Origin of the sequence: Enterobacter cloacae complex sp. SYL003 (genome assembly GCF_049236925.1) — a bacterium.
In the GTDB taxonomy this organism is placed as follows: Bacteria; Pseudomonadota; Gammaproteobacteria; order Enterobacterales; family Enterobacteriaceae; genus Enterobacter; species Enterobacter intestinihominis.
This window is the reverse complement of sequence record NZ_JBMKJK010000014.1, coordinates 134,100-151,706: the sequence shown is the minus strand read 5'-3', so window position 1 is coordinate 151,706 and position 17,607 is coordinate 134,100. Positions and strand designations below refer to the sequence as shown.

General features: G+C 54.4%; 21 protein-coding genes, 1 tRNA gene and 1 rRNA gene. 11 read left to right on the top strand and 12 right to left on the bottom strand.

Features of this window, described 5'->3' with window-relative positions:
- A 5S ribosomal RNA gene (gene rrf / locus ACOT1A_RS18030) occupies positions 1-74 on the top strand; the annotation flags it as partial.
- Between the two features lie 244 nt (positions 75-318).
- On the opposite strand, the gene ACOT1A_RS18025 is transcribed toward rrf, so the two are convergent.
- Positions 319-394 (bottom strand) — tRNA-Phe (locus ACOT1A_RS18025).
- Positions 395-563: 169 nt separating this feature from the next.
- On the opposite strand from ACOT1A_RS18025, the gene ACOT1A_RS18020 reads away from it, so the two are divergent.
- Positions 564-1,409, top strand: coding sequence for an AraC family transcriptional regulator (locus ACOT1A_RS18020; protein ID WP_023299117.1), 846 nt, complete (start codon positions 564-566; stop codon positions 1,407-1,409).
- 35 nt (positions 1,410-1,444) lie between these two features.
- A complete protein-coding gene (locus ACOT1A_RS18015; RefSeq protein ID WP_023299118.1) occupies positions 1,445-2,035 on the top strand; it encodes a LysE family translocator in 591 nt (196 codons plus the stop codon).
- On the opposite strand, the gene ACOT1A_RS18010 is transcribed toward ACOT1A_RS18015, so the two are convergent.
- The 5 genes from ACOT1A_RS18010 to aspA form a co-directional block, all read right to left on the bottom strand.
- Positions 2,032-2,607: a transcriptional regulator gene (locus tag ACOT1A_RS18010; RefSeq protein WP_017383972.1), complete on the bottom strand. Its 576-nt coding sequence runs from the start codon at positions 2,605-2,607 to the stop codon at positions 2,032-2,034. The two genes, ACOT1A_RS18015 and ACOT1A_RS18010, sit on opposite strands and share 4 nt — an antisense overlap.
- 49 nt (positions 2,608-2,656) lie before the next feature.
- A complete protein-coding gene (locus ACOT1A_RS18005) occupies positions 2,657-4,360 on the bottom strand; it encodes a protein-disulfide reductase DsbD (protein WP_022646798.1) in 1,704 nt (567 codons plus the stop codon).
- Positions 4,336-4,659 carry a divalent cation tolerance protein CutA gene (gene cutA, locus ACOT1A_RS18000; RefSeq protein WP_003855908.1) on the bottom strand — a complete coding sequence of 108 codons (324 nt, stop codon included), beginning with the start codon at positions 4,657-4,659 and terminating at the stop codon, positions 4,336-4,338. Before cutA ends, ACOT1A_RS18005 begins: the two co-directional genes overlap by 25 nt.
- Before the next feature lie 113 nt (positions 4,660-4,772).
- Complete coding sequence (locus ACOT1A_RS17995; protein WP_008502949.1) at positions 4,773-6,074, bottom strand: anaerobic C4-dicarboxylate transporter; 1,302 nt, start codon at positions 6,072-6,074, stop codon at positions 4,773-4,775.
- A gap of 116 nt (positions 6,075-6,190) precedes the next feature.
- A complete protein-coding gene (gene aspA / locus ACOT1A_RS17990) occupies positions 6,191-7,627 on the bottom strand; it encodes an aspartate ammonia-lyase (protein ID WP_003855923.1) in 1,437 nt (478 codons plus the stop codon).
- 335 nt (positions 7,628-7,962) lie between these two features.
- Here aspA and ACOT1A_RS17985 point away from each other — a divergent pair, with 335 nt between their 5' ends.
- On the top strand, positions 7,963-8,427 hold the full coding sequence (locus ACOT1A_RS17985; protein ID WP_003855925.1) for an FxsA family protein: 465 nt from the start codon (positions 7,963-7,965) through the stop codon (positions 8,425-8,427).
- Between the two features lie 23 nt (positions 8,428-8,450).
- Here ACOT1A_RS17985 and yjeH read toward each other — a convergent pair whose 3' ends face one another.
- Complete coding sequence (yjeH, locus tag ACOT1A_RS17980) at positions 8,451-9,698, bottom strand: L-methionine/branched-chain amino acid transporter (RefSeq protein WP_022646799.1); 1,248 nt, start codon at positions 9,696-9,698, stop codon at positions 8,451-8,453.
- Positions 9,699-9,876: 178 nt separating this feature from the next.
- On the opposite strand from yjeH, the gene ACOT1A_RS17975 reads away from it, so the two are divergent.
- Together ACOT1A_RS17975 and groL are read left to right on the top strand one after the other, a co-directional pair.
- Positions 9,877-10,170 (top strand): co-chaperone GroES, encoded by a 294-nt coding sequence (locus tag ACOT1A_RS17975; protein WP_003855929.1) that lies wholly within the window; start codon positions 9,877-9,879, stop codon positions 10,168-10,170.
- 39 nt (positions 10,171-10,209) lie between these two features.
- The gene (groL, locus tag ACOT1A_RS17970; RefSeq protein WP_006810416.1) at positions 10,210-11,856 is read left to right on the top strand and encodes a chaperonin GroEL; all 1,647 of its coding nucleotides are present in this window, start codon (positions 10,210-10,212) and stop codon (positions 11,854-11,856) included.
- Positions 11,857-11,997: 141 nt separating this feature from the next.
- On the opposite strand, the gene ACOT1A_RS17965 is transcribed toward groL, so the two are convergent.
- Positions 11,998-12,459 carry a YjiG family protein gene (locus ACOT1A_RS17965; RefSeq protein ID WP_022646800.1) on the bottom strand — a complete coding sequence of 154 codons (462 nt, stop codon included), beginning with the start codon at positions 12,457-12,459 and terminating at the stop codon, positions 11,998-12,000.
- A complete protein-coding gene (locus tag ACOT1A_RS17960) occupies positions 12,456-13,103 on the bottom strand; it encodes a nucleoside recognition domain-containing protein (protein WP_022646801.1) in 648 nt (215 codons plus the stop codon). The genes ACOT1A_RS17965 and ACOT1A_RS17960 overlap by 4 nt, the downstream gene beginning before the upstream one ends.
- Positions 13,104-13,336: 233 nt before the next feature.
- Here ACOT1A_RS17960 and ACOT1A_RS17955 point away from each other — a divergent pair, with 233 nt between their 5' ends.
- Positions 13,337-13,690 (top strand): DUF4156 domain-containing protein, encoded by a 354-nt coding sequence (locus ACOT1A_RS17955; RefSeq protein ID WP_022646802.1) that lies wholly within the window; start codon positions 13,337-13,339, stop codon positions 13,688-13,690.
- Positions 13,691-13,755: 65 nt separating this feature from the next.
- Here the strand turns inward: ACOT1A_RS17955 and epmB are convergent, their stop codons facing one another.
- Positions 13,756-14,784 carry an EF-P beta-lysylation protein EpmB gene (gene epmB / locus ACOT1A_RS17950; protein WP_105322930.1) on the bottom strand — a complete coding sequence of 343 codons (1,029 nt, stop codon included), beginning with the start codon at positions 14,782-14,784 and terminating at the stop codon, positions 13,756-13,758.
- Positions 14,785-14,824: 40 nt separating this feature from the next.
- On the opposite strand from epmB, the gene efp reads away from it, so the two are divergent.
- From efp to ecnB, 3 genes are all read left to right on the top strand, one after another.
- Positions 14,825-15,391 (top strand): elongation factor P, encoded by a 567-nt coding sequence (gene efp, locus ACOT1A_RS17945; RefSeq protein WP_003855940.1) that lies wholly within the window; start codon positions 14,825-14,827, stop codon positions 15,389-15,391.
- A 57-nt stretch (positions 15,392-15,448) separates the two neighbouring features.
- Positions 15,449-15,580: an entericidin A/B family lipoprotein gene (locus ACOT1A_RS17940; protein ID WP_006810410.1), complete on the top strand. Its 132-nt coding sequence runs from the start codon at positions 15,449-15,451 to the stop codon at positions 15,578-15,580.
- 108 nt (positions 15,581-15,688) lie between these two features.
- Positions 15,689-15,835, top strand: coding sequence for a lipoprotein toxin entericidin B (ecnB, locus tag ACOT1A_RS17935; protein WP_006178941.1), 147 nt, complete (start codon positions 15,689-15,691; stop codon positions 15,833-15,835).
- Positions 15,836-15,872: 37 nt separating this feature from the next.
- Here ecnB and ACOT1A_RS17930 read toward each other — a convergent pair whose 3' ends face one another.
- On the bottom strand, positions 15,873-16,472 hold the full coding sequence (locus ACOT1A_RS17930) for a helix-turn-helix transcriptional regulator (RefSeq protein WP_022646804.1): 600 nt from the start codon (positions 16,470-16,472) through the stop codon (positions 15,873-15,875).
- Between the two features lie 262 nt (positions 16,473-16,734).
- Between ACOT1A_RS17930 and sugE the strand changes: the two genes are divergently transcribed.
- On the top strand, positions 16,735-17,052 hold the full coding sequence (gene sugE, locus ACOT1A_RS17925; RefSeq protein WP_022646805.1) for a quaternary ammonium compound efflux SMR transporter SugE: 318 nt from the start codon (positions 16,735-16,737) through the stop codon (positions 17,050-17,052).
- On the opposite strand, the gene ACOT1A_RS17920 is transcribed toward sugE, so the two are convergent.
- Positions 17,049-17,579: a lipocalin family protein gene (locus ACOT1A_RS17920; RefSeq protein ID WP_032625173.1), complete on the bottom strand. Its 531-nt coding sequence runs from the start codon at positions 17,577-17,579 to the stop codon at positions 17,049-17,051. The genes sugE and ACOT1A_RS17920 overlap by 4 nt on opposite strands.
- Positions 17,580-17,607 lie beyond the last annotated feature (28 nt).

Genomic DNA, 17,607 nt, shown 5'->3' with positions numbered 1-17,607 from the left:
AACTCAGAAGTGAAACGCCGTAGCGCCGATGGTAGTGTGGGGTCTCCCCATGTGAGAGTAGGGAACTGCCAGGCATCAATCAGGAAGAACCCCGTACCGGAAGGTGCGGGGTTTTTTGCTTTGTGCGCGGAAAAACATGCCGGATGGCGGCTTCGCCTTATCTGGCCTGCGGGTTTTGTAGGCCCGGTAAGCGCAGCGCCCCCGGGCAATGCTGGCTGCGCGACCACATCGGGAAGAGATACAGGAATAAATTTAAGGTAAGGTTTTAATAAGCGCAGAAAAGCAAAAACCCAGCCATAGGCTGGGTTCTTTAAATAGTGGTGCCCGGACTCGGAATCGAACCAAGGACACGGGGATTTTCAATCCCCTGCTCTACCGACTGAGCTATCCGGGCAACGGAGCGCATTAAACCGCAATCGCGCGCGATCGTCAACATTATTTCGGGAAAAGCTGTTCAACTGCTTAAGTTTGCGGCAATCTGTCCGTTTGTGCGCTGAAAATGCACAAATCTTCCAGACAGTTCAGGCAAGATGTGACAATGCTGACGGTAAGAGGAGGGCAGTATGGCAAACGACTGGCTTGAGCTGCGTCAGCATGCAGAAACAGGTATTGAGACAATTAAGGCGCATTTCGAAGGACACGCCTTTGATCCCCACTGGCATGATAGCTATCTGGTCGGAATAACCCTTTCCGGTACCCAGCAGTTCCACTGTCGCCGTGAACGCCACCGTAGCCAGCCGGGCGATGCTTTTTTACTTGAGCCTGGTGAAATTCATGACGGTGATGCACCGGTAGAGGGTGGCTTTACTTATCTGACCTTTTATCTGGATGAACACTGGCTCACCCGTACGCTTCAAGGGCTGTATGACTCTACACCCGGGAGTTACACCCTCCACTTTGCCCAAACGCTGACGCGAGAGCCTCAGCTGGTGCGCGCTATCGGTGATACATTTGCCTCGCTGCATAACGATGAGATGAAGATCGTACAACAGAGCACAATGGATAACCTGCTCACTAAGATTACAGCCCACTGCCACTGGCGGAAGAAACTCCCGTCGCAGTTACAAAGCTCCGCTGTGGCGCATCGTGCCCGCGACTATCTCTATGCGCATATCGGCGAGAACGTGGGGCTGTCAGACCTTGCGCGGGAGACGGGGACGGATCGCTTTACGCTCACCCGCTGCTTTAAGCGCGAATTTCACCTTGCGCCGCACGCCTGGCTTATCCAGCTGCGCCTGGCAAAGGCCCGACAGATGCTGGCGTATGGGGAACTGCCTGTTGATGTGGCGACGGCAGTAGGTTTTGCCGATCAAAGCCATCTTGGTCGCTGGTTCCAGCGGGCGTACCGTATTTCTCCGGCACACTACCGTCGGTTGTGCACAAACCTTCCAGACGTTTCCAGAAAATAACGGCACATTCATGGCTCTACTAAAAGGAGCCACCTGTGAATTTAATACCCTTCCTGCTGTTTGCATTTGTCGCCTCGATTACGCCGGGGCCAACCAATATTTTGGTACTGGCTAACAGTCAGCACTTTGGCGTAAAAAATACGATTCCTGCGATCCTGGGTGGGTGTATTGCCGCCAGCGCTATTGTTCTGGTTTCAGGCGCTGGGGCAGGAGAAGTGTTACGCCAGTATCCGCTGATACGTCAGGTGATGAGCTGGGCGGGCGTGCTGTGGCTTTCCTGGATGAGCTGGCAGCTGTTTAGCGCCCCGGCCGCGAATCTCTCCTCCAGGCGTCATGTTCGATTTACCGCGCGGGCGGCGGCGTTATTACAGGTTGTAAACCCAAAAACCTGGATGATGGCGCTGGCCGTCGTCAGCCTGTTTGCTCCGGCAAGCGACCATGCATTACGGGATATTTCGCTGATGGCGCTATGGTTTCTGGCGATCTCAGTGGTCTGTTTGTTGTGCTGGGCGTGGCTGGGGAAGGCGGTGAACCGGATTTTCCGCACCACCGTGGCGATGGTGCGATTTCAACGTGCAATGGCGCTGTGTTTGTTTATTTCCGCCTGGACGGGAATGCTGGCTTAGGTCAGTGCACCACCCATACGACACTGCGCAAACCGCAAAATATCTTCCGCCAGACGGTGCGCCGTATCCACATCCGCCTGGCTACGGTTCACCAGCATGCGGCTCAGGCAACCTTCCAGCACCAGCTCCATCTGCTTCGCGACCATTGCCGGATCATCCACTTCAAGTGTGGTCAGCAGCTCGTGTGTGAACTCGTGCGCGGCTCGTTTTTGCTGATCTGCCAGTTGATGGATGGGATGTCCGGGATCCGGATAGTAGGTGCAGGCGGCGATAAACAGACAGCCTGGGTAACGGTTGTTGGTGACACACTCCGTCAGTGCGGTATAGCGTGCCAGCAGCTTTTGCTCGGTGGTCAGCTCTTCATTCAGCATCAGTTGCCTGCGCCAGATATCCACCTGCTGGCTGAGATAGCGCAGGGCATCATACAGCAGCGCCTCTTTATCCGGCCAGAAGCGCTTAAGTTCATCCAGAGGGTAATCGATACGGTCGGCTACCATCTCAAGCGTGGTGCTGGCGATCCCTTGAATCTCAAGTAATTGCAGGGCTTGTCCCAGTACGTCTTCGCGTTGCACGGTTATCTCCTCCGCTATTCCCAACGGTTTATCCCGTCTAAAGTGTTGTTTACGGTTGGCGATTGCGCAAATGCGCGTTGAATGCCGTCGCGTCCATAAACCCGGTTACACGCTGCGTCAGCTGTTCTTCCCCCTGTTCATTGAAGAACAGGATGGTAGGCAGCCCGAGAACGTTAAGTTGCTTCAGCAGAGCCTTATCCTGCGCGCTGTTGGCGGTAACGTTCGCCTGGAGCAGAACGGTATCGCTCAGCGCATGTTGTACCTGCGGATCGCTGAAGGTGTATTTTTCAAACTCTTTGCAGGCTACGCACCAGTCGGCATAGAGATCGAGCATGACCGGTTTGCCTTTCGCCTGCACCAGGGCTCGGTTAAGGTCATCCACGTTTTTAATCTGTATAAAATTCAGATGAGCCTGCGTTTGACCTGTCGGGGTGCCAAACGCCCAGTCCTGTAGCGGACGGACGCTCACCAGCGCGGCCGCCAGCAGAAGGATCTGTAGCAGGCGCATCCACGGTTTCTTCGCACCCAGACTCACGATAAATGCCCAGCTGAAGAAGGCCACGCCGAGCATAGCCCACAGACGCGTACCCCACACATCACCGATGATGCGTTCCAGCAGGAATACCGGTAGCGCCAGAATGACAAAACCAAACGCGGTTTTCACTGTCTCCATCCACGGGCCGCTCTTCGGCAGCAGACGATTGCCAAATACCGTCACAAGGATCAGCGGCAGACCCATGCCGAGCGCGTAAAGGTACAGTGTGCCGCCGCCGAGCCAAAGGTTGCCGCTCTGGGCAATGTATAACAGGATGGCGCTCAGCGGCGCGGTGGTGCAAGGGGAGCAAATCAGCCCGGCGATGGCACCCATGGCGAACACGCCGCCCGCAGAGCCCCCCTGCTGACGGTTGCTCATTAGCGTCAGACGGGTTTGCAGGGAAGAGGGCAGTTGCAGAGTGAACAGGCCAAACATCGACAGCGCCAGCAGAATAAACACTGCTGACAGTCCGATAAGCACATAGGGGTGCTGAAGGGCGGCCTGGAACTGCAACCCGGCAGCGGCGACCACGAGGCCGAGCGCCGTATAGGTTAACGCCATGCCCTGCACATAGATAAAGGCCAGCAACAGCGCGCGGGCGGTGGAAAGGCGTTGCTTACCACCCAGCACGATGCCAGAGATAAGCGGGTACATGGGCAGTACGCAGGGCGTAAAGGCGATGCCGATACCAATCAATAACGCCCAAAGCGCTGAGAACGGAAGGTCTGAAGCGGCTTCGCCTTCACCCCTCACACTGGCCATTTCCCCTGAGGGGAGAGGGGAGGCCGCCGCTTTCACTTCGCTAAGCGGAACGACCTTTGTTTCAGGGGGATAGCAGAAGCCCGCATCGGCGCAACCCTGATACGTCACCGTCAGGGTTGCGCCTTTATCCGCCTGATTCACCGTGACGGGCACGCTTAAGCGCTGGCGATAAATTTCACTTTTACCGTAGAACTCGTCCTCGTGCCATTCGCCAGCGGGCATCTGCAATGCGCCGACGTCAGCCTTTGCCGGCGTGATGCTGACCTGCTTGCGATAGAGGTAATAACCCTCTTTCACCTGCCAGGTGAGGCTGAGATCGTGCTGGTTTTGCTGAAAGTCGAAAACGAATGCCTGGTCGGCAGGAATAAAGTTCGAACGGCCGGGCGCGTCAAACAACCCGGCAAAAACTGACGTGCTGCACAGCAGCAGGATCAGCGTAAAGAAGCGTTGAGCCATGAGAGATAATCGTTATCGCCGTGGACCACTGGCAGCACCAGCAGCTCCGGGGTTTGGTAAGGATGATGAGACTTGAGGCAGTCGAGGAGCGCCTGCTGGTTGGTCAGATTGGTTTTGAGCAACATCTGGACTTCGTACTCTTGCTCCAGCTTGCCTTCCCAGTAATAAAGGGAGGTGGCGCCGGGAAGTAGCGTGACGCAGGCAGCCAGTTTTTCGGCAAGCACTTTGGCGGCGAGATCCTGGGCAGAAGCTTCATCAGGGGCGGTACACAGTACAACAACAGCATCAGGCGTGTTCACAAGTCGACCTCCTCATCACGAAAGTCTTCACTATATCACGCCATGTGATTGGTCATTAATGAAACGGGCCGCAGCGCGGCCCGTTTTTAACTATTTTTACAACGGCTAACCGTTTACAGCACAATGCCGCCGATGATAAAGCCGAGGACCACGCAGAGCGTAATCGCCACCACGCCCGGGATGAGGAACGCGTGGTTAAACACGTATTTACCGATACGGGTCGAGCCGGTGTCATCCATCTCAACCGCGGCCAGCAGGGTTGGGTAGGTTGGCAGCACGAACAGGGCGGAAACCGCCGCGAAAGAGGCAATCGCCGTCAGCGGCGTCACGCCCAGCATCAGTGCCGCAGGCATTAGCGCTTTGGTGGTCGCAGCCTGGGAGTACAGCAGCGTTGCGGCAAAGAACAGCACCACCGCCAGTAGCCACGGATAGTTGTGCAGCAGGTCGCCTGCAACTGTCTGGATATCGCTGATGTGCGCTTTCACGAAGGTGTCACCGAGCCACGCCACACCCAGCACGCACACGCAGGCGCTCATACCGGATTTGAAGGTGCTGGCGTTCAGCACTTCGCTGGTGTCGATTTTACAGGTGATACTGATCAGCGTCGCGATGGTCAGCATAAATACCACAATCGCTTCGTTACGCGGCAGAACCGGGTTCTGGATCAGACCTACCGTATCGCTGATGGCGGTCGCGTAGAACATCACGGCGACGATACCAATCAGGAACAGCAGCACGGAGCGTTTTGCATGCGGCTTCAGCTCAAAGACCTGGCTACCGCGCAGGCTCACTTCACCTTTTGCCAGACGCTCCTGGTAAACCGGATCGTCTTTCAGCTCGGCGCCGAGGAAGTTACACAGCACGGCAGTGATCATTACCGCAATCAGCGTGACCGGAATACAGATCGCCAGCAGCGTCAGATAACTTACGCCCATCGGCTCGAGAATACCCGCGAAAAAGACCACTGCCGCAGAAATGGGCGAGGCGGTGATCGCAATCTGGGAGGCGACTACAGCAATAGAAAGAGGGCGAGACGGGCGAATACCCTGCTCTTTCGCCACTTCGGTGATGACCGGCAGCGTGGAGAAAGCGGTATGGCCAGTACCGGCGAGAATGGTCATAAACCAGGTCACCAGTGGGGCAAGGAAGGTGATGTATTTTGGATGACGACGCAGCATACGCTCCGCCAGGCTCACCAGGTAGTCCATACCGCCAGCGACCTGCATGGCCGCAATGGCAGCGATAACCGCCATGATGATTTCGATAACGTCAAAAGGGATTGCGCCGGGTTTAATCTGAAAGATCAGGGTAAGTACGAGCACGCCGAGACCGCCGGCAAAGCCGATGCCGATACCCCCGAGTCGTGCGCCCAAATAAATCGCCAACAGGACGATGACGAGTTCTGCTCCAAACATAAAGACCTGCCTTGCTTATTAACAAGTTGATATTGAATTGTTGTGTTTTGGTAACGGCCATAAAGAAAAAAGGCACGTCACAAGTGACGTGCCTTTCGGAAGCTTAGCCTGAACGGTTACTGTTCGCTTTCATCGGTATATCGTTTCGCTTTATATGCCGGGTGCATCAGGTTCTGGGCGGAGAAGATATCGTCCAGTTCGGCTTCGGTCAACAATCCTCGCTCGAGAACCACCTCACGCACGCTCTTACCGGTTTCGGCACAAATCTTCCCGACGATATCGCCGTTGTGGTGGCCGATGAACGGGTTGAGGTAGGTGACGATGCCGATGGAGTTATAGACGTAGCCTTCACACACTTCTTTATTCGCGGTGATGCCGTTAATGCATTTTTCCAGCAGGTTGTAGCAGGCGTTGGTCAGAATGTGGATAGATTCAAACATCGCCTGGCCAATCACCGGCTCCATTACGTTCAGCTGGAGCTGACCGGCTTCGGAGGCCATGGTCACGGTCGTATCGTTACCGATGACTTTGAAGCAAACCTGGTTCACCACTTCTGGCACTACCGGGTTCACTTTAGCTGGCATGATGGATGAACCCGCCTGCAACTCTGGCAGGTTGATTTCATTCAGGCCAGCGCGCGGACCGGAGGAGAGCAGGCGCAGGTCGTTACAGATTTTGGACAGTTTCACCGCCAGACGTTTCAATGCGCTGTGCACCATCACGTAGGCGCCGCAGTCTGAGGTGGCTTCAATCAGGTCTTCTGCAGGCACAACCGGCAGGTTGGACACTTCAGCCAGCTTCTGTACCGCCAGCTGCTGATAGCCATCCGGGGTGTTCAGGCGTGTACCGATGGCGGTAGCGCCCAGGTTCACTTCCAGCAGCAGTTCGGACGTGCGCAGCAGGTTTTTGGTCTCTTCGTTCAACAGCACGTTAAACGCGTGGAACTCCTGGCCGAGGGTCATTGGCACCGCGTCCTGCAGCTGGGTACGACCCATTTTCAGGATGTCCTGGAACTCAACGGCTTTACGCTGGAAGCCATCACCCAGCTGATTAATCGCGTCGACCAGTTTGACGACAGAGGCATACACCGCGATGCGGAAGCCGGTTGGGTAGGCGTCGTTGGTGGACTGACATTTGTTAACGTGGTCGTTCGGGTTCAGGTACTGGTATTCACCTTTCTGATGACCCATCAGCTCCAGGCCGATGTTTGCCAGCACTTCGTTGGTGTTCATGTTGACGGAGGTGCCTGCGCCGCCCTGATAGACGTCAACCGGGAACTGATCCATGCATTTGCCGTTGTTCAGCACTTCATCGCACGCGGCGATAATCGCATTTGCAGCGCTTTTAGGAATGGTTTGCAGCTCTTTGTTTGCCAGAGCCGCGGCTTTTTTTACCATCACCATGCCACGCACAAATTCAGGGATGTCGCTGATTTTGCTGTTGCTGATGTAGAAGTTTTCAATCGCTCTCAGAGTGTGAACACCATAGTAGGCATCCGCTGGAACTTCCCTGGTACCCAACAAATCTTCTTCGATACGAATGTTGTTTAACATGTGAACCTTCTTTTCAAGCTGCCGATGGATTGTACTAAACACACAGTAGATATGTGGTTTTGAATATTTTATGACCGACGATTATTCCCTCAATCGGCCAGATGTTCGAGATCATATGCTGATGATAGCGAATTGCCGTAAGCTGGATCACTTATTATCGACCCGATTTCATGATAATTATTAATCTGTGAAATATGTCACCGCTTTAATATTTCCAGAAAAAATATCCGTGCAAACCGATTGAATTTTGGCTAACCGTCACCATTTCTTATCTACGCGCTTCGCGAACACATTCAGTCAGGGGCCAGAAGGCACCTGCCACACAGGAGATGCCAGTGCGCTGGATACCATTTATTGCTTTCTTTCTTTATGTTTACATTGAGATTTCCATTTTCATCCAGGTTGCCCATGTGCTGGGCGTCCTGCTGACGCTGATTCTGGTGATCTTCACCTCCGTCATCGGCATGTCGCTGGTGCGCAATCAGGGTTTCAAAAATTTCCTGTTAATGCAGCAGAAGATGGCCGCAGGTGAAAGCCCGGCCGCCGAGATGATCAAAAGCGTGTCGCTGATTATTGCTGGTTTGCTGCTGATTCTGCCGGGCTTCTTTACAGACTTCCTCGGCCTGCTGTTGCTGTTGCCGCCGGTGCAGAAGCATCTGACCATGAAGCTGCTGCCGCATCTGCGTTTCAGCCGTATGCCAGGCGGTGGTTTCAGCACCGGCCCTGGGGATACCTTTGAAGGGGAATATCAGCGTAAGGATGAGCAGCGCGACCGGTTAGATCATAAAGACGATCGGTAAGTTTCTTGCCCGGTGGCGCTCGCTCACCGGGCCTGCGGATTTTGCCGCTTCGGTAAAAACACCCACAGCCCCGCCAGCATGACGATGGCGTACACACTCTTCCATCCCACCATCGCCAGCAGCAGCAGGCACAGGACACACCCGATAGCCGCCAGCGCCTTAAAGCGTCCTTTCAGTAGCCGACAGCCCGCCAGCATGCACAACAGATAGATCATGATGAAAATACCGTTGGCGTAGATAATCAGCGCGTCAAGGTTGATGTCGAGGAGATAAATGGCCAGGGAACTCACCACGCAGCAGCCCAGTACGGTATTCAGCGCATTCACCGGAAGCTGACGCTTTGACAGGCGTGAGAGGGGGCTATCCGGTTTATAAAGTGCCTGAGACCACACCAGCCGGGCGAAGCTCTGAATATAGATGTTGAGGCTGGCAAAGCAGGCGAGATAGCCAATCACGCAGGCTACCCACAGGGCTTTAACGCCAAACAGCTGCACCACGATGCCCGGCAGCGACGCGGCGGCGGCTTTCTCTTCACCGAACGCGTTGAAGTGCAGCACCAGTACGGTACAGGCCCAGTACACGGTGCCCGCCAGCAGCAGGCCAATCATCAGGGCGCGGGGAAAATCACGCTCGGGCTGTTTAAACTCGGATGCCAGATGAGCGAACGCCTCCAGACCGACGAAACACCAGAACATGACGGATAGTGCAGCGAAAAGCTGTGTGTGGTCGATGTCATTAATCGCGGGGAAAGGAATATCCGCCACCGTAATGTCACCCGCAAACCAGATGGCGATGATCAGCGCGACGATTAACACGGCGACCAGCGTTTGCAGGTTGGCGCTGGAACTGGCCCCGCGTGAGCCAACCCACCAGATAATCGCCAGCGTACCGAGTTCAGCCAGCAGCAGCTGTTCATCGTGCCAGCCAAACAGCGCCTGTCCGAAGCCGGTTGCGATATGCAGGGCTGCCGGAAGGCCAACGGGTATCACCGACAAAAATAGCCAGCCGGTGACGCGTTCCATTCGCGGCCCAAACGCCATGCCGACAAAATGCGCTACGCCGCCTGCGCTCGGGAAGTGCCGCCCGAGTATGGCAAAGACAATCGCCACCGGAAACACCAGCACGATCAGCACCGGCCATGCCCAAAGACTGTTATTGCCGGCAACCAACGCCGCCAGCGCGGGAACCGCAAAAACGCCCGTGCCTAACAAAGACGTTGAGAGTAAGCCAATGCCCTGCGCCAGCCCCAACTCCTGCCTGAGTCCACTCATTTACCTCGTCCCGCCACCATCAAAAGAGAGTGGATGGTAACACTTTCGCAAATTTTTTTTCGATTACCCCTTGAAGGGGTAAAAAGCTATCCCCATCTCTCAGGGCACTAGCCGGAAAACCGCATGCGGACCGGCGTCATCCATAACTGATAATGACTTTCTCAAAGGAGAGCTATCAATGAGTATTCGTCCGTTACATGATCGTGTGATCGTCAAACGTAAAGAAGTTGAAACCAAGTCTGCTGGCGGCATCGTTCTGACCGGTTCAGCAGCAGCAAAATCAACGCGTGGCGAAATCATCGCTGTCGGTAAGGGCCGCATCCTGGAAAACGGAACTGTGCAGCCACTGGACGTTAAAGTTGGTGACATCGTCATTTTCAACGATGGCTACGGCGTGAAATCCGAGAAGATCGACAATGAAGAAGTGTTGATCATGTCCGAGAGCGACATTCTGGCAATTGTTGAAGCGTAATTAACGCACGAAACTGTACGAATTTGAGGAAATAAGAACATGGCAGCTAAAGACGTAAAATTCGGTAACGACGCTCGTGTAAAAATGCTCCGCGGCGTAAACGTACTGGCAGACGCAGTGAAAGTCACTCTGGGCCCGAAAGGCCGTAACGTCGTGCTGGACAAATCCTTCGGCGCGCCAACCATCACTAAAGATGGTGTTTCTGTTGCACGTGAAATCGAGCTGGAAGACAAGTTCGAAAACATGGGCGCACAGATGGTGAAAGAAGTTGCCTCTAAAGCGAACGACGCTGCTGGTGACGGTACCACCACCGCGACCGTACTGGCGCAGGCGATCATCACCGAAGGCCTGAAAGCCGTTGCTGCGGGCATGAACCCAATGGATCTGAAACGTGGTATCGACAAAGCTGTCGCCTCTGCTGTTGAAGAGCTGAAAGCGCTGTCCGTACCGTGCTCTGACTCTAAAGCCATTGCTCAGGTTGGTACTATCTCCGCTAACTCCGACGAAACCGTAGGTAAACTGATCGCTGAAGCGATGGATAAAGTCGGTAAAGAAGGCGTGATCACCGTTGAAGACGGTACTGGTCTGGAAGACGAACTGGATGTGGTTGAAGGTATGCAGTTCGACCGCGGTTACCTGTCCCCATACTTCATCAACAAGCCAGAAACTGGCGCTGTTGAGCTGGAAAGCCCGTTCATCCTGCTGGCTGACAAGAAAATCTCCAACATCCGCGAAATGCTGCCAGTGCTGGAAGCCGTTGCGAAAGCAGGCAAGCCGCTGGTAATCATTGCTGAAGACGTTGAAGGCGAAGCGCTGGCGACTCTGGTGGTTAACACCATGCGTGGCATCGTGAAAGTGGCAGCGGTTAAAGCACCTGGCTTCGGCGATCGTCGTAAGGCGATGCTGCAGGATATCGCTACCCTGACCGGCGGTACCGTGATCTCCGAAGAGATTGGTATGGAGCTGGAAAAAGCGACCCTGGAAGACCTGGGCCAGGCGAAACGCGTTGTGATCAACAAAGACACTACCACCATCATCGACGGTGTGGGTGAAGAAGCCGCTATTCAGGGCCGTGTTGGTCAGATCCGTAAGCAGATCGAAGAAGCAACTTCCGATTACGACCGTGAAAAACTGCAGGAGCGCGTAGCGAAACTGGCAGGCGGCGTTGCGGTAATCAAAGTTGGTGCTGCGACCGAAGTTGAAATGAAAGAGAAGAAAGCACGCGTTGACGATGCCCTGCATGCGACCCGTGCTGCGGTAGAAGAAGGCGTAGTTGCTGGTGGTGGTGTCGCGCTGGTGCGTGTAGCCGCTAAACTGGCTGGCCTGACCGCTCAGAACGAAGACCAGAACGTAGGTATCAAAGTTGCGCTTCGCGCAATGGAAGCCCCTCTGCGTCAGATCGTGTCCAACGCCGGTGAAGAGCCATCAGTAGTTGCGAACAACGTGAAAGCGGGCGAAGGTAACTACGGTTACAACGCAGCAACCGAAGAATACGGCAACATGATCGACTTCGGTATCCTGGACCCAACTAAAGTTACCCGTTCTGCTCTGCAGTACGCGGCATCTGTAGCTGGCCTGATGATCACGACCGAATGCATGGTAACCGACATGCCTAAAGGCGACGCGCCTGACTTAGGTGCTGCTGGTGGTATGGGCGGCATGGGTGGCATGGGCGGCATGATGTAATCATGTTGTTCTGAACCTCTCAGAATGAACCCCGGGCAGCGATGCCCGGGGTTTTTTATTGCCCGTCGAGCCGTTACTCAAACAAGATGTGCATGGCGGAAGAGATGCGGTTCCAGCACTGAAAAATCCATTTTTATCTCCTCAGAAGAGTAGCTGCATCACCCACATCGAGAGCAGGGCGTTGATGACGCAGACAGCGATGATGTGCGGGTAATATTTCGGGTTCACGCCCGCGGTGCCGAGGCAGCGGCCCGTGTTTTGCACCGGATTGCCCATCAGGTAGATGGCGGGCAGCAGGATGGTGGCATCATGGCCGCTGAGCGTGCCGGCGACGACCAGGCTGGCGCAAACCCCCACGCCGCCGCCCATGCTCATCACCGAGGCCAGAAGTACCGTTGCCGCCGCACCCGGAAGCCCCCACAGGGCCATGATGGGCTCGCATACCCTGCCGACAATATCCAGCAGGCCGGTCACCTTAAGCGCCTGAATGATGACAAACGCCATGACCACGTTCGGCAACAGGCTGGTGGTGGCGATGGTAAAGCCGCGGCGGGCGCCATCGATAAACAAGTCCATGATATTTTTACGCGTCTGGGCGATCATTTTTCCTCCTGAACGCGACGAACTTCCATGTGGGCGATCCACAGCCGCAGGAAGTTGGCGCCAACAAATTTAAATACCAGAATGACCGCCAGCGGCGCGATCACCGGGACGGTAATAAAGGTAAAAAGTGCGGCACCGGAAGAAAAATAGTTGGTAATAATGGCGCTACCGCTGGTCTGGAAGGTGGCGAAAATGGCGCGTTCATGGTCAGTAATCGCCCCTTCGTCGGTCAACTCTTTGGTCATCCCTGCGGCTGCATCGGTATTTTGCAGGTTGGCGATAAGCGCCAGAGAGCAGATGCCCGGCACGCCGAGCAGCGGGCGCAGAATGGGCGTCATGAGCTGTTGTGCGGCGCGCAGCCCGCCCAGCCCCTCGGTAACGGCAATGATCCCGAGCGATAAAATGACCGAGGGCGCCAGTTCAAGGGCAAACAAAAAACCGTCTTTCGCTCCTGTGCCACCCTCGCCGCGAAACGTTAGGGCGCCGTTCACCGGTCCAAAACTGCCGTTCAGGACGGTAAAATCCAGCATGCGCCACCATTCAGTACTTTTGGCGAAAAAACCTGAGAAAAATACGATGGTGAGCACGAACGCCAGATAGCCCGCCCAGGTTACTTTTTCCTCTCCTGAGGATGATGCACTCATGAAACCCCCTTTTTTTAGTCCCGTACAAAAGTTGTACGTCGCATCACTAAAAACGATCGGGGGCTAAAACACGATATCCCAAAGGTTATTATCAGAATTCATTTAAGATGTCGGAGGAGTGCCAGCGGAATCTGGCTCGCAGAAATGCTCAGCATTTTTCTTTTGGTCATCTTTTTAGTATAAGGTTTACACGCGGACAACTACTGTCCAGCTTATTGAAAACGAGGAATAACATGCGCATAAAAGTCTGTGCAGGGATTGTAGGTGCAGCATTGCTGCTGGCGGGTTGTAGCACCAGCAATGAGCTGACGGCAGCGGGCCAGAGCGTTCGCTTTGTGGAAGATAAGCCGGGCAGCGAATGCCAGCTGTTAGGCACCGCCTCTGGCGAGCAAAGCAACTGGATGTCAGGGCAGCACGGCGAGGAGGGCGGCTCTATGCGCGGTGCGGCCAATGCCCTGCGTAATCAGGCTGCGGCAATGGGCGGCAACGTGATTTACGGGGTGAGCAGCCCGACGCAGGGTATGCTGTCCAGCTTTGTGCCAACCGCCAGCCAGATGAACGGCCAGGTCTATAAGTGCCCGAACTGATATAACATTTTGATGGCGCTGCCGCTTTACCTGTAGGCAGGTAAGCGTAGCGCCACCTGCTTTTTTTACTGCTGCCGCAGCTGCAAATCCAGCGGCGTCTTACTCGGCTCTCCGCCAATCTCACGTGCCAGCTTCGGCACCATATAACCTGAAACCAGCGTTAACAGCTCGCGCATAATCTTCCGGGCCTCTTCATCCGTCACCATGAAGTGCGCCGCGCCCTGGACGCGATCCAGAACATGCAGGTAATAGGGCATTACGCCCGCATCAAATAAGGCATTGCTGAGATCGGCCAACACGTGGGCGCTGTCGTTCACGCCGCGCAGTAATACGCTCTGGTTGAGCAGCGTCACGCCTGCCATTCGCATACGCGTCATCGCCGCACGAAAGTCCGCGTCAATTTCATTTGCATGGTTGATATGATTTACCAGCAGCACCTGTAAACGGGACTGCTCCAGGCGCGTGACCAGGGCGTCGGTGATACGCGCCGGGATGACGATCGGTAAACGGCTGTGAATGCGCAGACGCTTAATGTGCGGGATGGTCTCAAGTTGAGTCAGCAGCCAGTCCAGCTCATGATCTTTTGCCATCAGCGGGTCGCCGCCGGAAAAGATGATTTCATCCAGTTCCGGGTGCGCTGCGATGTAGTCCAGCGCCACCTGCCAGTTGCGCTTATTACCCTGATTTTCGGCGTACGGGAAGTGGCGACGGAAGCAATAGCGGCAATTTACCGCGCACCCGCCCTTAACCAGCAGCAGGGCACGATTGCGGTATTTATGCAGTAAACCCGGTACAACACTGTTCTGCTCTTCCAGCGGATCGGTGCTGTATCCGGGGGCGGTAATAAACTCATCCTGAGAGGTCAGCGTTTGTTTTAATAATGGATCATCAGGGTTACCCTTTTCCATTCGGGCAACAAACGTGCGGGGAACGCGCAGGGCGAAAAGGCGCTTCGCCTCACGGCCTGCACGCAACGCTTCGTGCTGTTCGAGGTCTAAAAGACGCAGCAATTCATCAGGACTGGTGATTACATCGGCAAGTTGCGATAACCAATCTTCTCTGGACGGGGTGTTTAGGGTTACAATATGCGCCATTTTGTGGCTTAGCTACCAGTTAACAAATTTAGAGGGCCTTATGGCAACGTACTATAGCAACGATTTTCGTGCTGGTCTTAAAATCATGATGGACGGCGAACCGTACGCGGTTGAAGCCAGCGAATTCGTTAAACCAGGTAAAGGCCAGGCATTTGCGCGCGTTAAGCTGCGCCGCCTGCTGACCGGTACCCGTGTTGAGAAAACCTTCAAATCTACTGACTCCGCTGAAGGCGCTGATGTTGTCGATATGAACCTGACTTACCTGTACAACGACGGTGAGTTCTGGCACTTCATGAACAACGAAACCTTCGAGCAGCTGTCTGCGGACGCGAAAGCGATTGGCGACAACGCCAAGTGGCTGCTGGATCAGGCTGAGTGCATCGTGACCCTGTGGAACGGTCAGCCTATCGCGGTTACGCCGCCGAACTTCGTTGAGCTGGAAATCGTTGAAACCGATCCAGGTCTGAAAGGTGATACCGCAGGTACTGGCGGCAAGCCTGCCACCCTGTCTACCGGCGCTGTGGTGAAAGTGCCACTGTTCGTACAGATCGGTGAAGTGATCAAAGTGGATACCCGCTCCGGCGAATACGTATCCCGCGTGAAGTAATTTACGTCATGATTAAAGGCGCAGCGCCCGCTGCGCCTGATTTTGCAGGCAGGGAAGATGAAACGTACCGTTAAAATTCTGCTTCTGTTAGCGCTCTCCAGCGCAATTCTCTCCGGCTGCAACACCGCGCGTGGCGTGGGTGAAGATATCCAGGATCTCGGCCATATCATTTCCCATGCGGCCAGCTAATTCCGTCTAATTTTCCTAAAAATTCTTCCTTTTCCGTCAAACGGCAAGATTTTGTCTATTCTTAAGTTGCTATACACAAAATAACTTTGGCTATAAAAGGAAGATATTATGGTTAAGAAAACAATTGCAGCGATCTTTTCTGTTCTGGTGCTTTCTTCGGTACTGACTGCATGTAACACCACCCGTGGCGTAGGGGAAGATATCTCCGACGGTGGTAGCGCGATTTCTGGCGCAGCAACTAAAGCTCAGAACTAATGTAAGCGACGGTACGGCAAGTTATTACACCGTACCGTCAATTCTCCACTTCCTGTAGCGATAAAAACGGCGAGTAGCGCGTATCCATATGCAGCTTCATGCGGATATTGCGTTTGTACGTATATACCGTTTTTCCGTTAATGCGAAGATTGCTGGCAATTTTCTGGTTGCTCGCACCATCCATCCACAAGGTCAGAACTCTTTCTTCCTGACGCGTCAGCAACGGTGCCGCCATTTTCGGTAGCTCCGCGCTCGCGCATGACGTTAGCGCATCGTTTATCACCGCCGCCAGTGCTTCCAGATCGGTATTTTTGGAGAGCGAAGACCATATCGGGAACTGCGCCAGATAATCAGTCATCTCCTGCTCCTGCGCTGATTGCAGCATAATAAAAGGCAGTGTTTCGCTGGCAATTAGCAGGGAGGAAAGCTGCTGAAAATGGTGTAAATCCTGCCGGAAGCCAGATAAATCAGCGATGACCAGCGCAGGTTTCCATTGCAGGATATGCTCTCTGGCGAGGAAAAGATTATTTACCCCGGTTACGACGAAATGACCCGAAAACAGGTCTGAATGATTGACCCAGGCTTCAAATCCCGCGCGGGTGAAGTGACAACGGTCAATCAAAAGAATTTTGAACATAAAATTTTCGCAGTCGGCTAGTGGTTTGGCTTCCTGCCATCAGAAAGCCTATCATCATAGAGAAGTCGGATGAGTCATAAATGCCTGAACTACGTGCCTTACTGAGGCTATTTCTTGCTTTAAGGTGTTCAGCAGAAAAAGTTTGAAAAAAAATTCCACGCTAACCAAAATATAAGGCGCAACTTCTGCCTTGCGGGACGACCCGTAAGCGCTTCACTCATCGGGGACGGCCCCAACTTGTCTTTAAGTTAAGGAGCCTGAAATGTCCTGGATCGTTCTTGTTATTGCTGGTTTGCTCGAAGTGGTATGGGCAATTGGTCTGAAATACACCCACGGTTTTACCCGCCTGACGCCCAGCGTCATCACTATCGCCGCAATGATTGTCAGTATCGTCATGCTTTCATGGGCGATGCGAACCTTACCGGTCGGCACAGCTTACGCTGTCTGGACGGGAATTGGCGCGGTAGGGGCTGCCATTACCGGCATTCTGCTGCTGGGGGAGTCTGCGAGTCTGGCGCGCATCGCCAGCCTCGCGTTGATTGTCGCGGGTATCGTCGGGTTAAAACTCAGTACGCACTAATGCGGCTGTTTTACCCAGATTAACTTCGTCACATCAAACCCTTGCCGGGTCGCTATGTCCAGCATCTGCTGTTTCATTTCCGCCGAGATCGTTGGCGTGCGGGAGAGGAGCCACAGATAGTTGCGATCCGGCCCACAGACCAGCGCGTGGCGGTACTCTCTGTCCAGCGCAATGACGTTATACCCGCCGTAGTATGGGCCGATGAAAGAGGCTTTCATGGCCGCGCGGTTAGATGCGCCGGTGAAATAGGCCTGACCAACTGACTGCTGCCACATCTGGCGATCCGGGTTATAGCCGCGGTTAATGACCCGGATCCCGCCGTCATCCATCGCGCTGTAGCTGACCGTGACTTTTTCTAAGCCCCGTTCGAACTGATGGTCCAGTCGGGCGATTTCATACCAGGTGCCGAGGAAGCGCTGTGCGTCGAAATTACTGACTACCGTGACGCCAGGCGGAGGAGTAGGAGAACTGCAAGCAACCACTAAAAACGCGGCTGTTACTGCGGCAATAACAGGCAGAATGCGCATAGGAGTTTCCTTACTGTTTTTTGTTAAG

Excerpts from the sequence above, each read along its gene's own strand:
- ACOT1A_RS18020 (WP_023299117.1), top strand. The coding sequence starts at position 564 with ATGGCAAACGACTGGCTTGAGCTGCGTCAGCATGCAGAAACAGGTATT.
- ACOT1A_RS18005 (WP_022646798.1), bottom strand. The coding sequence starts at position 4,360 with ATGGCTCAACGCTTCTTTACGCTGATCCTGCTGCTGTGCAGCACGTCA.
- ACOT1A_RS17995 (WP_008502949.1), bottom strand. The coding sequence starts at position 6,074 with ATGTTTGGAGCAGAACTCGTCATCGTCCTGTTGGCGATTTATTTGGGC.
- aspA (WP_003855923.1), bottom strand. The coding sequence starts at position 7,627 with ATGTTAAACAACATTCGTATCGAAGAAGATTTGTTGGGTACCAGGGAA.
- yjeH (WP_022646799.1), bottom strand. The coding sequence starts at position 9,698 with ATGAGTGGACTCAGGCAGGAGTTGGGGCTGGCGCAGGGCATTGGCTTA.
- ACOT1A_RS17975 (WP_003855929.1), top strand. The coding sequence starts at position 9,877 with ATGAGTATTCGTCCGTTACATGATCGTGTGATCGTCAAACGTAAAGAA.
- groL (WP_006810416.1), top strand. The coding sequence starts at position 10,210 with ATGGCAGCTAAAGACGTAAAATTCGGTAACGACGCTCGTGTAAAAATG.
- ACOT1A_RS17965 (WP_022646800.1), bottom strand. The coding sequence starts at position 12,459 with ATGATCGCCCAGACGCGTAAAAATATCATGGACTTGTTTATCGATGGC.
- ACOT1A_RS17960 (WP_022646801.1), bottom strand. The coding sequence starts at position 13,103 with ATGAGTGCATCATCCTCAGGAGAGGAAAAAGTAACCTGGGCGGGCTAT.
- ACOT1A_RS17955 (WP_022646802.1), top strand. The coding sequence starts at position 13,337 with ATGCGCATAAAAGTCTGTGCAGGGATTGTAGGTGCAGCATTGCTGCTG.
- epmB (WP_105322930.1), bottom strand. The coding sequence starts at position 14,784 with ATGGCGCATATTGTAACCCTAAACACCCCGTCCAGAGAAGATTGGTTA.
- efp (WP_003855940.1), top strand. The coding sequence starts at position 14,825 with ATGGCAACGTACTATAGCAACGATTTTCGTGCTGGTCTTAAAATCATG.
- ACOT1A_RS17940 (WP_006810410.1), top strand. The coding sequence starts at position 15,449 with ATGAAACGTACCGTTAAAATTCTGCTTCTGTTAGCGCTCTCCAGCGCA.
- ecnB (WP_006178941.1), top strand. The coding sequence starts at position 15,689 with ATGGTTAAGAAAACAATTGCAGCGATCTTTTCTGTTCTGGTGCTTTCT.
- ACOT1A_RS17930 (WP_022646804.1), bottom strand. The coding sequence starts at position 16,472 with ATGTTCAAAATTCTTTTGATTGACCGTTGTCACTTCACCCGCGCGGGA.
- sugE (WP_022646805.1), top strand. The coding sequence starts at position 16,735 with ATGTCCTGGATCGTTCTTGTTATTGCTGGTTTGCTCGAAGTGGTATGG.
- ACOT1A_RS17920 (WP_032625173.1), bottom strand. The coding sequence starts at position 17,579 with ATGCGCATTCTGCCTGTTATTGCCGCAGTAACAGCCGCGTTTTTAGTG.